The organism is Patulibacter sp. (assembly GCF_030655195.1).
GTDB lineage: Bacteria > Actinomycetota > Thermoleophilia > Solirubrobacterales > Solirubrobacteraceae > Patulibacter.
In genome coordinates this window covers 21343-36020 of the sequence record NZ_JAURWA010000028.1, presented here as the reverse complement: position 1 = coordinate 36020, position 14678 = coordinate 21343, and the positions used below count along the sequence as shown (strand labels likewise).

Annotated in this window: 15 protein-coding genes; 6 read left to right on the top strand and 9 right to left on the bottom strand. The window is 74.2% G+C overall.

Going from position 1 to position 14678, the window contains the following annotated elements:
* Nucleotides 1-206: 206 nt before the first annotated feature.
* The 6 genes from Q7T67_RS03035 to Q7T67_RS03010 all read right to left on the bottom strand — a co-directional run bounded on the left by Q7T67_RS03035 (nt 207) and on the right by Q7T67_RS03010 (nt 7791).
* Nucleotides 207-1043: an IclR family transcriptional regulator C-terminal domain-containing protein gene (locus Q7T67_RS03035; protein ID WP_304785862.1), complete on the bottom strand. Its 837-nt coding sequence runs from the start codon at nt 1041-1043 to the stop codon at nt 207-209.
* A 37-nt stretch (nt 1044-1080) separates the two neighbouring features.
* Complete coding sequence (locus Q7T67_RS03030) at nt 1081-2010, bottom strand: 3-hydroxyacyl-CoA dehydrogenase (RefSeq protein ID WP_370695350.1); 930 nt, start codon at nt 2008-2010, stop codon at nt 1081-1083.
* Between the two features lie 80 nt (nt 2011-2090).
* The gene (gcvPB, locus tag Q7T67_RS03025) at nt 2091-3629 is read right to left on the bottom strand and encodes an aminomethyl-transferring glycine dehydrogenase subunit GcvPB (RefSeq protein ID WP_304785860.1); all 1539 of its coding nucleotides are present in this window, start codon (nt 3627-3629) and stop codon (nt 2091-2093) included.
* Complete coding sequence (gene gcvPA, locus Q7T67_RS03020; RefSeq protein ID WP_304785859.1) at nt 3626-5119, bottom strand: aminomethyl-transferring glycine dehydrogenase subunit GcvPA; 1494 nt, start codon at nt 5117-5119, stop codon at nt 3626-3628. The genes gcvPB and gcvPA overlap by 4 nt, the downstream gene beginning before the upstream one ends.
* Before the next feature lie 29 nt (nt 5120-5148).
* Nucleotides 5149-6378, bottom strand: a complete 1230-nt coding sequence (locus Q7T67_RS03015; RefSeq protein ID WP_304785858.1) for an ATP-NAD kinase family protein — start codon at nt 6376-6378, stop codon at nt 5149-5151.
* A gap of 21 nt (nt 6379-6399) precedes the next feature.
* Complete coding sequence (locus Q7T67_RS03010; RefSeq protein ID WP_370695348.1) at nt 6400-7791, bottom strand: aminotransferase; 1392 nt, start codon at nt 7789-7791, stop codon at nt 6400-6402.
* Between the two features lie 150 nt (nt 7792-7941).
* Here Q7T67_RS03010 and Q7T67_RS03005 point away from each other — a divergent pair, with 150 nt between their 5' ends.
* Nucleotides 7942-9420, top strand: a complete 1479-nt coding sequence (locus tag Q7T67_RS03005) for an NAD-dependent succinate-semialdehyde dehydrogenase (protein WP_304785856.1) — start codon at nt 7942-7944, stop codon at nt 9418-9420.
* A 92-nt stretch (nt 9421-9512) separates the two neighbouring features.
* Here the strand turns inward: Q7T67_RS03005 and Q7T67_RS03000 are convergent, their stop codons facing one another.
* Nucleotides 9513-10280 (bottom strand): sulfite exporter TauE/SafE family protein, encoded by a 768-nt coding sequence (locus tag Q7T67_RS03000; protein ID WP_304785855.1) that lies wholly within the window; start codon nt 10278-10280, stop codon nt 9513-9515.
* Between the two features lie 141 nt (nt 10281-10421).
* Here Q7T67_RS03000 and Q7T67_RS02995 point away from each other — a divergent pair, with 141 nt between their 5' ends.
* On the top strand, nt 10422-10826 hold the full coding sequence (locus tag Q7T67_RS02995) for a TIGR03618 family F420-dependent PPOX class oxidoreductase (protein WP_304785854.1): 405 nt from the start codon (nt 10422-10424) through the stop codon (nt 10824-10826).
* Nucleotides 10827-10878: 52 nt separating this feature from the next.
* Entirely contained in the window at nt 10879-11250 is a 372-nt protein-coding gene (locus Q7T67_RS02990; protein WP_304785852.1) for a PGPGW domain-containing protein, read from the top strand.
* 85 nt (nt 11251-11335) lie between these two features.
* Here Q7T67_RS02990 and Q7T67_RS02985 read toward each other — a convergent pair whose 3' ends face one another.
* Nucleotides 11336-11731, bottom strand: a complete 396-nt coding sequence (locus Q7T67_RS02985; protein WP_304785850.1) for a DUF2237 family protein — start codon at nt 11729-11731, stop codon at nt 11336-11338.
* A gap of 357 nt (nt 11732-12088) precedes the next feature.
* Here Q7T67_RS02985 and Q7T67_RS02980 point away from each other — a divergent pair, with 357 nt between their 5' ends.
* From Q7T67_RS02980 to Q7T67_RS02970, 3 genes are all read left to right on the top strand, one after another.
* On the top strand, nt 12089-12856 hold the full coding sequence (locus tag Q7T67_RS02980) for a sigma-70 family RNA polymerase sigma factor (RefSeq protein ID WP_304785848.1): 768 nt from the start codon (nt 12089-12091) through the stop codon (nt 12854-12856).
* A 175-nt stretch (nt 12857-13031) separates the two neighbouring features.
* The gene (locus tag Q7T67_RS02975) at nt 13032-13898 is read left to right on the top strand and encodes a sensor domain-containing diguanylate cyclase (protein ID WP_304785846.1); all 867 of its coding nucleotides are present in this window, start codon (nt 13032-13034) and stop codon (nt 13896-13898) included.
* 91 nt (nt 13899-13989) lie between these two features.
* Nucleotides 13990-14193, top strand: coding sequence for a hypothetical protein (locus Q7T67_RS02970; protein ID WP_304785845.1), 204 nt, complete (start codon nt 13990-13992; stop codon nt 14191-14193).
* Between the two features lie 30 nt (nt 14194-14223).
* Here Q7T67_RS02970 and Q7T67_RS02965 read toward each other — a convergent pair whose 3' ends face one another.
* On the bottom strand, nt 14224-14655 hold the full coding sequence (locus tag Q7T67_RS02965; protein WP_304785844.1) for an SRPBCC family protein: 432 nt from the start codon (nt 14653-14655) through the stop codon (nt 14224-14226).
* Nucleotides 14656-14678 lie beyond the last annotated feature (23 nt).

Sequence of the window (14678 nt, the reverse complement as noted above, 5' to 3'; positions counted from 1 at the left end):
CCCCGGGGGCTCGGCAGGACGCAAGAGCGTGGCGGGCCGGTCGAGCAGGTCGCGAGCGGCAGCGCGCCACACCGCACGCTGTGCGTGCGAGCGACCCCCGATCCCGGACGCGGAGCGGCCACCGGCGACGGGGTGCCGTGCTCCGCACGTCCTCGTCGTCGAGGACGCCGCGTCCGCCGGTCGGGGCCGCGCCCAGGGCGGAGCCGTCAGACCCGCGGGCCGACGCTGCGCCGGACGGAGCCCGAGAGGCCCGTCCGGATCTGCTCGGCGGTGCGCTGCAGCGCCGGGACCAGGTCGCGCATGTCCTGCGCCGAGCGGCGCCCGACGTGCGTGGAGAGGTTGACCGCGGCGACCACGCGGTCGGACCGGTCGTACACCGGGGCGGCGACGGCGATCAGGCCCTCCTCGAGCTCCTGGTCGACCATCGCGTAGCCGTCGTCCCGGACCCGCAGGAGCTCGGTGCGCAGCGCAGCGGGGTCGGTGATCGTCCTCGGCTGCAGCGCCGTCATCTCGACGTGCTGCAGGTACCGCTCCAGGGCGTCGTCGGGCAGGCCGGCGAGGAGGACGCGGCCCATCGCGGTGGCGTAGGCGGGCATCCGCGCGCCGACGTTGACGGAGATCGTCATGAGCGCGGGGCCGGGGACCCGGACGACGTAGACGACGTCGCCGCCGTCGAGGATCGAGCCCTCGCTGGCCTCCTCGACCTCGGTGACGAGCCGCTCGAGGTGCGGCAGCGCGACCTCGGGGAACGACAGCGCGGAGAGGTACGAGTAGCCCAGCTCGAGCACCCGCGGGGTCAGCTCGTAGTACCGGCCGTCCGTGGCGACGTAGCCGAGGTCGATGAGCGTCAGCAGGAACCGCCGGGCGGCGGCGCGCGTGAGCCCGGTGCGGGCCGCGATCTCCGTCACCGTCAGGGACGGCGTGTCGGCGGAGAAGACGCGGATGATCGCCAGTCCGCGCTCGAGGGACTGGACGAAGTCGCGCGAGCGGCCGGGCGCACCCTCCGGCTCGGCTGCCGCGACGTCTGGCCCGGCTGCGGTCACGCGCGCAACCGTACCGGTCCGCATGGATGGCCGGGCGTCACTGCGCACGGCGCAGACCCCGCTCCGGCCGTGCGGCCTGCAGCGCCATCAGCGCCCGGTCGCGCCAGGCGACCCGCTCGTCCCAGGTGGTGCCGTCCATCGCCGCGGCGCGCTGCGCGGCGACGTCGGCGACGAGCTCGGGGGTCCACGGATCGTCCTGCCCGCGCTCCGCGCCCTGCCGGGCGTACGAGGGGCCCATGCGCTCCGCGTGCGCCGCGATCCCGCCGCGGGTGTTCAGGTCGACGGTCTCGAACGGCCCGATCACCGACCACCGCCGGCCGAGCCCGTCGCGGACGACGCGGTCGACGTCCTCGACGGAGGCCACGCCGTCGCGGACGAGGCAGTAGGCCTCGCGCAGCAGCGCGCCCTGCAGGCGGTTGAAGACGAAGCCCTCGACCTCGCGGCGGACGACCACGGGGGACATCCCCGCCGAGGCCATCAGCGCGTGCGCGCGGTCGACCACGGCGTCGTCGGTGAACGGCGCGGGGACGAGCTCGACGACGGGCAACAGGTACGGCGGGTTGCCCGGGTGGGCGACGAGGCAGCGCGCCCGGCCGGGCAGGTCGTCGGCGAAGGCGGACGCGGGCAGGAACGACGACGAGGACGCCAGGACCACGTCCGGGCCGGTGCGCGCGTCGAGGTCGCCGAAGATCCGGCGCTTGAGGTCGCGGTCCTCCGGCGCGCACTCCTGCACGTGGACCGCGCCCCGCAGCGCGTCGTCGAGGTCGGCCTCGCGCCGCACCCGCCCGGCCACGGCCGCGGGGTCCTCGTCGAGCAGCCCGTGGGCGACGAGCTCGGCCAGGCGCTCGTCGAGCTCACCGGCCGACGCGGCCAGACGCGCGGGATCGGGGTCGTGCAGCGCGACGGATCGACCGGCGCGCGCGAACACGAGCGCCCAGGCCACGCCGATCGAGCCGGCGCCGACGATCGCGACGCCGCCGGGTGAGCGGCCGTCGCCCTCCGCGTCGCCGTCCTCCTGCGCGGCGACCCGGGAGGCCTCCGCGTCGCTCACGCCGACGCCCGCTTGCGCACGTGCGCCCGCCAGGTCGTCGCCCACCGCTCCGGATCGTCGACGCCGCCGGCCTGGACCTGCGCGATCGCGTGGTTGTGCGGCGCCGTCCGGACCGTCTCGGGGTCCTCGTAGGCCTCGCGGACGACCTCGGCGAGCACGTCGATCCAGGTGTCGATGTCCTCCTTCGACCAGGTCTCGCCGGCCTCGGGGGTGATCGGCTCGGGGATCAGCCACGGCTCGTGGGCCAGCCACGGGGCATCGACGCCGAAGTCGACCATGCGGTTCTGGATGTCGTGCACGTCGATGCCGGTGTCGGCGTGCACCTGCTCCAGGCTGTAGCGCGTCATCTCCAGCCGGTGCTGCGTCAGGTGCGGGTGCGACTTGCTCACGCCGCGGATCTGCAGGAGCCGGGTCTCCATGTAGTTGTTGGCGATGACGGAGAGGTCGGCGGCCTGGCGGATCCCCTCGGCTCCCAGCGCCCGGACCCACGAGTAGGCCTTGACGACGACGGGGACGTTGCCCCAGTACTCGCGCACGCGGCCGATCGAGCGCTCGTCGCCCTCGTCCAGCCCGTAGACGCCGTCGTGCAGGTCGACCAGCGGCCGCGGCAGGAACGGCACGAGCTCGGGCTGGCAGCCGTACGCGCCGACGGCCGGGCCGCCGCCGCCCTTGGGCCCGGCGAAGGTCTTGTGCAGCATGTACATGCACGCGTCGAACCCGAGCTCGCGGGCCCGGATCCGGCTCATCACGCCGTTGAAGTTCGCGTGGTCGTAGAAGCAGAGCCCGCCCGCCTCGTGCACGATCCGGACCCACTCCTTCATCTCCGGGTTGTAGACGCCCATGTCGTCGGGGTTGCCGACCATCAGGGCGGCGGTCCGGTCGGAGACCGCGGCCTTCAGCGACTCGAGCGTCGGGTAGCCGTCGGGGCCCAACGGCAGGGTGACCACGTCGAAGCCCGCCGCGGCGGCGGTCGCCGGGGAGCACGGGTGCGTCTGGATCGTGGTGATGACCTCGGTCCGCCGGGCCAGCTCACCGCGGGATGCGTGGTAGGCGCGGGTGATGCAGGCGTGCGTGTAGGCCGCGTCCGCGCCGCCGCCGGGCTGGAAGACGAAGCGGTCCATGCCCGAGAGCTCCTGCAGGATGCCCTCGAACGCGTGGACGATCTCGAGGATCCCCTGGAGCGTCGAGGGGTCCTGCTGCGGGTGCACCTCGGCGAGCTCGGGCCGGGCGACGACCCGCTCGTTGACGCGCGGGTTGTACTTCATCGTGCACGTGCCGAAGAGGTTGATCCCCATCATCCCGAGCGTCATCTGGGAGAGGTGGTTGTAGTGGCGCTGGACCTCGAACTCCGAGAGCTCGGGCAGCGCCGGCGGGGTGGTGCGGCGGACGCCGGGCGGCAGCAGCGCGTCGACGTCGGCGGCGACGTCGTCCTCCACCTGCGGCGCGTAGATCCCGCGCCGGCCGGGGCGCCCGAGCTCCAGGACGACGGGCTCGTCCCAGTCGGCGGACCGGTACCTCGGCAGCGAGGGGCTCATGCGAGGACCTCCGTCAGGGCGTCGACGAGTCGGTCGACGTCCTCCTGGGCGTGGACCTCGGTGAAGCAGTAGAGCGCGCGCTGGCGGGCCGGCGCGACCGGCGAGCCGGAGGGGGTCGAGGTGGGCGCCGGGGCGTCCTCACGAACCTCGTCGGTCACGGCGAACCCCAGGTCGGGCTCCCCGGCCGGCAGGTCGTCGGGCAGCGCCGCGCCGCCGAAGATCCCGCGCTCCAGGAGCGCCGCGTTGACCTCGGCCACGGTCCGGCCGGTGTCGGTGACGTCCACGACGAGCTCCTTGAAGACGTGCGGGTGGGCGATCGACACCCCGGGGATCGCGCCGATGCGCCGCGCCGCGTGGTTCGCGCGCTGGATCAGCAGCTCGCCGAGCTCGCGGAAGCCCTCCGGCCCCATGAGCGACATGTAGACCGCGTTGACCACGGCCCACAGGTAGACGGAGTTGCCGGTCCAGTCGTTGCCGTCCTCGCGCCGTCCGTAGGAGCTCTGCTCGAAGAGCGCCATCGCGAAGCCGTGCTCGCCCGGCGTCAGCGTCGGGGCGATCGAGACCTGCAACGTCGGGTACTGCCGGGCGTACCGCTCGTCGTCCCGGGTGGCGATGAAGCCGCCCGTGCCGCCGCCGCAGTTCATGTGGATGCCCAGCGGCTGCGTCGAGCCGACCACGACGTCGGCCCCGTAGGACGGCGGCGGGGCCAGCAGGCCGAGCGACAGCGGGTCGACGCCGACGATCGTCTCCGCCCCGGCCGCGCGGGCGCGGGCGGAGATCTCGGCGCCGCGCGCCTCGATCGCCCCGTGCGAGGACGGGTTCTCGAAGTAGACCGCCGCGGTGCGCTCCGAGAGCCGGAGGTCGAGGTCGTCGAGGTCCAGGCCGCCCGTCGCCGGGTCGACCGCGACGGGGACGACGAGGATCGCCGAGCGCATCTCGGGCGGCTGGCAGTACGTGCGCAGGACGGCGAGGCGCTCGCGGTCGAGGTTCGCCGGGACGAGGACCTCGGAGCGGCCGGTCATCCGGGCCGTCATCCGCACCGCGTGGCCCAGGGCGCAGCCCCAGGAGTAGACGGGCAGGCCGACGAAGTCGAGGTCGACGAGCTCGCCGAGCTGCGAGGCGAACTCGAACCACGCCTGGTTGCGGCCGTGGTCGGACGCCGGGGTCCCCCACTCCGACGTGACGAACTCGGTGCGGCCGGCGATCTCGTCGCAGATCGCGGGGACGTGGTGCTGCCAGACGCCGCCGCCGAGGAAGCTCAGCGACCGCTCGGCGTCGCCGTTCTTGGCCAGGGTCCGGCGCAGGTGCCGCTCGAGCTCGGCCTCGGAGCGCAGCGCGGGCGGCAGGGTCAGCCCACCGGTGAGGCGGTGGTCCTCCGGGATCTGCTCGAACAGCTCCTCGGCGTCGGCGACCCCGATGGCGTCGAGCAGCTCCTGGCGGAGCGCCGGCGCGGAGTTGGCCATGTACGGGTGGGCGGAGCTCGGGGACACGACGGGCCTCGGGGTCGGGGACTTCGGGGTCACGGGGCGACCGCCATGACGACGGTCTCGCGCGCGGACACGCGGACGGGCAGGTGGCCGGAGAGCCGGCGGTCGAGCTCGGCGTCGCCGGTGTCGACGCGCAGGGCGCCCGGGGAGAGCGCGGCGAGCTTGTCGCGACCGGCGACCACCCGCAGCGCGCCCGGGCCGAGCCGGCGCAGGACGGCGGGCGAGAGCTGCTGGTTGCCGCGGCCGAGCAGCGCGCCCTGACCGCCGACGACGCCGAGCAGCAGGACCGCGCTCGGCGCGTCGTCCAGCAGCGCGAGCAGGCCGCGCTCGTCGAGGTCCCGGCCGACGTCCTCGCCGTCGCGGACCGCGTCGACGCCCAGCAGCGTGGACGGCAGGCCCAGGCCCCGGAGCGCGCGGCCGGCGGTGGTGCCCGGCCCGACGAGGACCAGGGTCCCGGGGGCCACGTCGTCCATCGTGCGCGCGCAGGCGGCGTCGAGCTCGGCGTCGACGCGGCGCGCCGTCCCGCCCTTGGCCGCGAGCACCCGCGCGCGGTCGCGCGGCACGCGGACCCGCCCGTGCAGGCGCGTGGCGATCCGGTCCTCGCGCACGGCGACCTCGTCGATGTCGGCGACGTCCGCGTCGACCAGGCGGTCGGGGGACGGGTCGGCCAGCCATGCCGCGGTGGCCTCCCCCGCCGCCTCGGGCGAGGAGGCGAAGACGCCGGAGTGCATCTTCACGCCGGTCGGGATGCCGAGCACCGGGACGCGGTCGCCGACGACGTCGTGGACGTCGCACGCCGTGCCGTCGCCGCCGGCGAAGAGCAGCAGGTCGACCCCGGCCCGCACGAGCTCGCGGGCGGCCGCTCGCGTGTCGGCGGCGGTCGTCGGCGGCAGCCCCTGGCCGGGCGCGCACGACGACGGGACCGTCCCGGACCACGCGATGGCCGTCGCGGACAGGCCGACGGCCGCGGCCTGGTCGGCCCCCATCGCCCCGGGGGCCGCGAGGACCTCGAGACCCGTGACGCCCGCGAGCCGGCGGAGCGCCCGGATCGTGCGGACCGACGCCTGCGGCACGGCCCCGGCCCAGAGCGCGCGCCGCTGCACGGCGGCGCCGTCGCTGCCCTTCAGCCCCACGCGTCCGCCGACCCCGGCGACCGGGTTGACGATCAGCCCCAGCCGGGGGCGGCGCCCGTCGCCGGACGCCGGGTGCGCGACGCCCGGTGCGGGGCGGTCGGCGTCCTGCTCGCGGTCCGGTCCGGGCACGCGGGGCGCGGTCCTTCCCGCCTAGACCCGCTCGCGGACGAGCTCGTCCGCGACCTGGTCGAGCGCGGCGCGGGTGCCGGCGACCATCTCGCCGATCTCCTCCTCCGTCACCACGAACGGCGGGGAGAACGAGATCGTGTCGGCCGCGGGCAGCGCCCGGGTGACGATGCCGCGGTCGAGGCTGGCGCGGGTGACCCGTGCGCCGACCTTCAGGGCCGGGTCGAAGCGGGTCATCGGATCGCGGTCGGCCACGAACTCGACGGCGGCGACGAGTCCCATGCCGCGGACCTCGCCGACGTTGGGGTGGTCGGCGAACGCGTCGCGCAGCGCGGCGCGCAGCTGGTCGCCGCGGGCGTGGACCGCGTCCATCAGGCCGTCGCGCTCGATCAGCTCGAGGTTCGCCAGCGCCGCGGCCGCGGCGAGCGGGTGGGCGCTGTAGGTGTAGCCGTGCTGGAAGACCCCGGCCGGGTCGCCGGAGAGCACGTCCCAGACCTTGTCGGACACGATGACGCCCGAGAGCGGGACGTAGGCGGAGGTGATGCCCTTGGCGACGGTCACGAGGTCGGGCTCCATGCCCAGCAGGTCGCTGCCGAAGGAGCCTCCCAGACGCCCGAAGCCGGAGACGACCTCGTCGGCGATCAGGAGGATGTCGTACTTCTTCAGGACGGCCTGGATCGCGGCCCAGTAGCCGTCGGGCGGGACGATGACGCCGCCCGCCGCCTGCACCGGCTCGCCGATGAACGCGGCGACGGTGTCGGGACCCTCGGCGAGGATCAGCTCCTCGAGCTCGTCGGCCAGGCGCTGGGAGAACTGCGCGTCGGTCTCGCCCGCGTTCTTGCCCCAGAGCCGGTGCGGCGCGGAGGTGTGCTTGATCCGCGGCAGCGGCAGGTCGAAGGCGGCGTGCATCGCGGGCAGGCCCGTGAGGCTGGCCGACGCGATCGTGACGCCGTGGTACCCGCGCTCGCGGGCGATGATCTTCTTCTTCTCCGGACGGCCCAGGAGGTTGTTGTACATCCAGACGATCTTCAGCTGGGTGTCGTTGGCGTCCGACCCGCTGTTGCCGTAGAAGATCTTCGACATCCGCGGCCCGGCCATGCCGATGACCTTCTCGGCCAGGAGCGCCGGCGGCTCGGTCGCCATGGACGAGAAGCCGTGGAAGTACGGCAGCGTCACGGCCTGCTCGCGGATCGCGTCGGCGATCTCGACGCGGCCGTACCCGGCGTTGACGCACCACAGCCCGGCCATCGCGTCGAGGTACTCGCGGCCGTCGTCGGCGGTCAGTCGCGAGCCGCTGCCCGAGACCATCATCGCCATGGACCCGTTGCGCTCGTGCGCGCCGAGGTCGCTGAAGGGGTGGAAGACGTAGCGGCGGTCGGCGTCGCTGGAGGCGGTAGGGGTCACTGGTGCTCGCATTGCGTTCAGGTGCTCGGAGGACGCACAGTAGGGGATCGTGTGACGGCTGTCCAGCCGTTTTGCGCGGATTGCGATCAGTTGTGCGTTATGCGAGCATCGCCGGAGTTCTTGCGATGCGCCCGCGCGTCGCGTCCGACCACCGGAGCACGCATGACCACCGCCGCCTTCCCCACCGCGCTCGCCGACCCGGCCCTCCTGCGCTCGGACCTCTACCTCGACGGCGGCTGGACGCCGGCGGAGGGCGACCGACGCCTGGCCGTCACGGACCCGGCGACGGGCCGCGAGATCGCGTCGGTGGCCGACGCCACGCGCACCGACGCCGTCCGGGCGATCGACGCGGCCGCCGCGGCGTTCCCGGCGTGGGCGGCGCGCACCGCGAAGGACCGCTCGATCCTCATGCGCCGCTGGTTCGACCTGATCGTCGAGCACGCCGACGACCTCGCGTCGATCATCACCGCCGAGCAGGGCAAGCCGCTGGCCGAGGCCAAGGGCGAGATCCTCTACGGCGCCACGTTCGTCGAGTGGTACGCCGAGGAGGGCAAGCGCGCCTACGGCGACGTCATCCCGACCAACGTGCCCGGCCGGCAGCTGCTCGCCGTCCGCGAGCCGATCGGCGTGTGCGCCGCGATCACGCCGTGGAACTTCCCGATGGCCATGATCGCCCGCAAGGTCGCCCCCGCCCTGGCCGCCGGCTGCACCATCGTCGTCAAGCCCGCCCCGTCCACGCCGCTCTCCGCGCTGGCGATGGCCGAGCTGGCCGACCGCGCGGGGATCCCCGCGGGCGTCCTGACCGTCGTCCCCGGACCGGCCGACGAGGTCGGCACGGAGCTGACGGAGAACGCGCACGTGCGCAAGCTGACCTTCACGGGCTCCACCGCGGTGGGCAAGCACCTGATCCGCGCGACGTCGGACACCGTGAAGAAGCTGTCGCTCGAGCTCGGCGGCAACGCGCCCCTGATCGTCTTCGACGACGCCGACCTCGACGCCGCCGTCAAGGGCGCCATGGACTCGAAGTTCCGCAACGCCGGTCAGACCTGCGTGTGCGCGAACCGCATCCTCGTCCAGGACGGGATCCACGACGCCTTCGTGGAGCGCTTCGCGGCGGCCGTCGACGCGCTCGCCGTGGGCAACGGGTTCGACGCGGGCTCCGAGCAGGGGCCGCTGATCGACGCCAAGGCGGTCGCGAAGGTGCAGGAGCACGTCAACGACGCGGTCGAGCACGGCGCCACCGTCGTCTGCGGCGGCGGCCCGCACGACCTCGGCGGCACGTTCTTCGAGCCGACGGTCCTCGTCGGCGCGACCGCGGGGATGCGGATCGCCACGGAGGAGACGTTCGGCCCCGTCGCCCCGGTCTTCCGCTTCACGGACGAGGCCGACGCCGTCGCGCTGGCCAACGCCACGGAGTCCGGGCTCGCGGCCTACTTCTTCTCCAAGGACGCCGCGCGCATCGCGCGCGTGGGGCGCGCGCTGGAGTTCGGCGTCGTCGGCGTCAACACCGGCCTGATCTCCTACGAGGGAGCGCCGTTCGGCGGCGTCAAGCAGTCGGGCCTGGGCCGCGAGGGCTCGCGCCACGGCCTCGACGACTTCCTCGAGCTGAAGTACCTCTGCATCGACGGCCTGGGCGCCTGACGCGCGGGCCGGGGGCCGCGTCCGGTGCCGGACACCGGATCGCGGCGCGCAGGTCCGTCGCCCGTTCCCGGCCTCGGCCCTCGGCCCGTCGCTCAGCGCAGGGCGAGCCAGGCCGCCACGGCGACGCCGATCGCCACGACGGCCAGACGGAGCAGCCGCTCGTCGATGACTCGCGCCAGGCGTGCCCCGAGGTAGCCGCCGACGAGTCCGGTCGGCGCGGCGACGAGCACCGCGGCCCACTCGACCGGGCCGAACAGCCCGAAGGCCAGCACGCCCACGGAGCAGTCGACGAGCGAGAGCGCGGACTTGTCGGCGTTGAGGTGCCGCAGGTCGTCGCGCCGGGTGACGCTGAGCGCGGCGAGCAGCACCACGCCCATCGCGCCGCCGAAGTAGCCGCCGTAGATCCCCGCGACCCCGAGCGCCGGCACCGCCCCGCGGCCACCGGGCACGCCGTCGTCGCCCGCGGCGTCGGCGGCCCGTCGGTCGACCCACGCGGTGATGCGGGGCCCGAGGGCCAGCAGGACCGACGCCGCCAGCACGAGGACCGGGACGACCACGTCGAACGCCGACCCGGGCAGGACCAGGAGCAGCAGGCAGCCGAGCGCCGAGCCCGTCGCGCCGGCGAGGGCGAGCGGCAGGAGCGGTCGCATCCGGCCGCGCAGGAGGGGCCGGTGGCCGAGCACGCCGCCCGCCGTGCCGGGCCACGACGCGACCGTGTTGGTCACGTTGGCCACCAGCGGCGAGAGCCCGGTGGCCAGCAGCACCGGGAACAGCACGAGGGACCCGCCGCCGGCCAGGGCGTTGATGCCCCCGGCGACGAAGCCCGCGACGGCGATGAGGACGAGGTCGCCGGCCGACACCGCCCGAGTGTACGCAGAGCGATGTGATGTGCGCTATGCGTGCAGATCGGTGGTCCGTCTGCGCGCGACCCCGGGGCGCCGCGCTGCGGGGACCACGTCCGGGCCCGTCCCCGGCGCCGCACGGGCGGGGATGATGGGCGCATGCCCACCGGTCCCGACGCCCTGACCGCCGACGCCCTCGCGTTCCTGACCGAGCGCCACCTCGGGACCTACACCAGCATGCGGGGCGACGGGACCCCGCACGTGACGGCCGTCGGCTTCACGTGGGACCCCGAGCGCGGTCTGGCGCGGGTGATCACGGGCGGTGGCAGCCAGAAGGCCCGCAACGCGCGCGACGGCACGCTCGCCGCGGTGTGCCAGCTCGACGGGCCGCGGTGGCTGACGCTCGAGGGCGTCGCCCGGGCCACGGACGACCCCGAGCGCGTCGCCGAGGCCGTGGCCCGCTACGCCGGCCGGTACCGGCAGCCGCGCGTGAACCCGGAGCGCGTCGCGATCGAGATCGAGGTCACCCGGGTCCTCGGCTCCCGGCGGCTGTTCGGCGGCTGACGCGCCCAGCCCGCTCCGTGGCGCGCGCCCCCGGACCGGGTAGAACATCCCCGTGTCCGAGCCGAAGACCGAGCGCCCCCAACCCCGGATCCTGCGCCGGCTGGAGGCGCGGCGCGAGGCCTACCGCGACAAGGGCGCGGCCTACCGCCTGGCCTGGGTGGTCGCCGGCGTCATCGTCGTGCTCGCCGGGATCGCGATGGTCGTCTTCCCGGGCCCCGCCGTCGTCGTCATCCCGTTGGGCCTCGCGATGCTGTCGTTCGAGTTCGCATGGGCCCAGCGCCTGCTGGACCGGGGCGTCGACGGCGGGCTCGAGGTGAAGGACCGGATCGTCCACGCCGACCGGCGGATCCAGGTCCTCGGGGCCGTCGCGGTGGTCTGCGGCGTCGCCGCGGCGCTGTTCGTCGCGATCGCCGTCCTGACCTGACCCCGGACCCACCGATCCTCGGCGCGTCCCGACGCGCCGGCGATCGAGGATCCGGGCCGAGCGGGCCGGGACGGACGCCGGGCGCTCAGGTCCCGAACGGCCCGGCGTCGGGCGGGACGTCGACCGCGTGGGCGCGCAGCGCCTCGAGCGGCACGTCGTCGAGCACCCGCTCGTGGGTGGCGGCCAGGACGACGAAGGCCGCGGCCCCGTCCTCGTGCGCCCGGAGCCAGTTGCGCGCGGTCACGCACCACCGGTCCCCCGGCCGCAGCCCCGGGAAGCGGAACCCCGGCATCGGGGTGGAGAGGTCGTTGCCGATCGAGCGCTGGTGCTCGAGGAACTCCGCCGTCACGACCGCGCAGATGGTGTGGCGGCCCTGGTCCTGCGGGCCGGTGCGACAGCAGCCGTCGCGGAAGAACCCCGTGAGCGGGTCGGTCCCGCACTCCTGGAGCGGGTCGCCCAGGACGTTCCGCTCGTCGAACACCGGCCCAGTATCGCCCCCGCGGGCCTCGGCGGCGTCCGGCGGTCCGCGTCGGGACCGACGTCGTGCGGCGGTCACGAAAAAGATGTTTCCGACCCGTGACCGCGGGTACGTGCATCGGCCTCTCAGTTGACTCCGGGTCCGCGAGCAGTAGGGTGGGACCGAGGTCAGATGGCGTAGAGCACCGTCGGCGGCGCTCGCTCGGAACACTCGGGCGATGGTCGTGGCGGCGCACGTGGGGAGCACCCCCGCGGCGGACGATCCCCACCAGACGCGTCAGTGGCGCACGGAGCCACCGCTCCGCGTGAGCCGGGCGTACCGCTGTCGACGCACCCGTCCCCTGGGGTGCGGAGGAACGCCGTGTCCCAGTCCTACGAGCAGCGCGATCTGCTCGACATCGCCCTCATCCGGCTGTACCGCACGACCCGCGACCCGCGGCGTCTCGACAAGCTCGTCGAGCGCTTCACGCCGTTGGTCCGCTCCGTCGTCCGGCAGTACATCGGGCGCGGCGAGTCCGCCGACGACCTGCTGCAGGTCGGGATGCTCGCGCTCGTCAAGGCTCTCGAGCGCTTCGACGCATCCGGTGGCGGCAGCTTCGGCGCGTACGCGCGCCCGACGATCGCCGGCGAGATCAAGCGCCACTTCCGCGATCACACGTGGGCCGTCAAGGTCCCCCGCTCGATGCAGGAGCTCCAGGCCAAGGTCGCCCGGGCCAAGGCCGTCGAGCCCGGCATCTCGCAGGTGACCATCGCGGAGCAGCTCGGCTGCTCCGTCGAGGACGTCTTCGAGGCCGAGATCGCCCACGACGCCTACCGCGCCAAGTCCCTGGACTTCACGATGCCCGGCGACGGCGAGGGTGCCTCGCCGCTGGACACCATGGGGACCCGCGAGGGGGGCTACGAGGACGTCACGCTGCGCGACGAGGTCGCCGACGCCCTCTCCGTCCTGGGGCCCCGCGACCGCGAGGTCGTCGAGCTGCGCTTCTTCGACGAGCAGCTGCAGCGCGAGATCGGCCGCGACATCGGGGTCTCGCAGATGCAGGTCTCCCGCATCCTCAACCGCGCGATGGACCGCATGCGCGACCACCTCGAGGACAAGCCGACCGACGACCCGTCGGTCGCCGCCTGACCCGTCGGGGCGGGCGATCGTCGTCGCCGCCGGGCGTCCCCGATCGATCCTCGCGGGCCCACGGGTCCTGGCCGGGTGACCGATACCGGCGGAGCCGCGCGGTCGGTCGCGTACCATTCGCGGGCGTGTCCCCCGTCCATGCCCTCACGACCCGCCTCCCGCGGTTGGAGAACGGATGAAGACCGGACCCTCTGAGACGACCCGTCTCCCCACGCTCCTGGCCGCCGTCGTCGGCGCCCTGGACGCCGTCGACGACCACGTCGCCGTGCTCGACACCGACGGCCGCATCCTGCACGTCAACGTCGCGTGGCAGCGCTTCGCGCTCGACAACGGCGCGGAGGACCTGAACTGGATCGGGACGAACTACGTCGCGGCCAGCACCCCCTCGGGCGACGACCCGCTCGAGGACCCGATCAACAAGGGCATCCGCAGCGTCCTCGACGGCACGCGGGCGACCTTCACCCTCGAGTACGACTGCCACGCCCCGGACGAGCTCCGGTGGTTCCGCCTGCGCGTCCGCTCGCTCGAGGTCCCGGGCGTCGGTGCCGTCGTGACCCACACGGACGTCACGACCCGGCGCATGCACGAGCGGACGCTCGAGCGTCTCTCGACGAAGGACGAGCTCACCGGCCTGGCCAACCGCGCCAGCCTGCAGCAGGGCGTCGCCCACATGCTCGAGGAGTCGCGCGCCGTCGGCGTGGTCGTGGTCTCGATGGAGGACGTCTCCGACCCCGGCATGACGCTGCCCGACCCCGTCGTCGCGCGTGCGGCGGCGCTGCTGAGCGAGCTCTTCCCCTCCCCCGCGATCACCGCCCGCTACGGCCAGCACCAGCTCGTCGTCGCCATCGCCGGTCTGGGCGCCGATCAGCTGGCCGAGGCCAACGAGATCGTCGACATCACCATGGAGACCGGCATGAACGCCGTGGCGAACCTGCGGACGACCGTGGCGGCCCAGATCGTCACCGGCGAGGCCGCCGACGCCTCCGTCCTGGACGACCTGGTCGCCCAGGGCCGCAGCGACGCGGCTCCCGAGCAGGGCTAGAGCACCCGGCGCGGTCGGCCGGCCCTTGCGTCGGTCCGGCCGCTCCGTTAGAACCCGGAGGGGACAACCGGAAGACCACCCGAGGAGTCCCATGGCCGTCCACCTCACGCCCGAAGAGCTCGCCGACGCGGTCGGCGTCAAGCGGGTCGACATCATCGCCACCTGCATCCAGCTCGGCGTCCCCGTCTACCAGGGCCGCATCGACCGGACGCTGTTCCAGGCGGCCGTCGAGGGCAGCCGCATGGACTTCGACGGCGTCCTCGAGGACCACGACCCCAACTGGCAGCTGCACTAGCGGGAGCCGCGCCCGGCGGGCCGGGCGACCTCAGGCGTTGACGTGGTCCGTCAGGCCCTTCTTCGCCTTCGCGCCGATCCGCTTGAGGCCCAGCGACATCAGCGGGTCGAAGAGGGCCAGCGGGCCCTTGAGCTTGATCGTCGCGTCGTAGGTCACCTCGCAGCCCGCCGGGGTGGGCTCGACGACGATGACGTCGATCGACACCAGCCAGGCGTTCGTGCCCCGCAGGACGACCCGCCGGGGGTGCTCGATCTCCTCGATCGCGTAGTCGATGGTGATGTCCGGTCCCGTCGTGTCCTGCACGACGCGGAAGCGGCAGCCGACCTCGCCCTTCTTCCCGCCCGTGTGGGTGCACGACGCCACGCCCGGGTCCCACTGCGCGACGGACGTGAAGTCGGCGAGATCCTCGAACACCTCGCGCGCGGGGCGGTTGGAGCGGACGGTTCCGACGTAGCGAGCCATGAGGAGGGTACGTACCCGCCCGA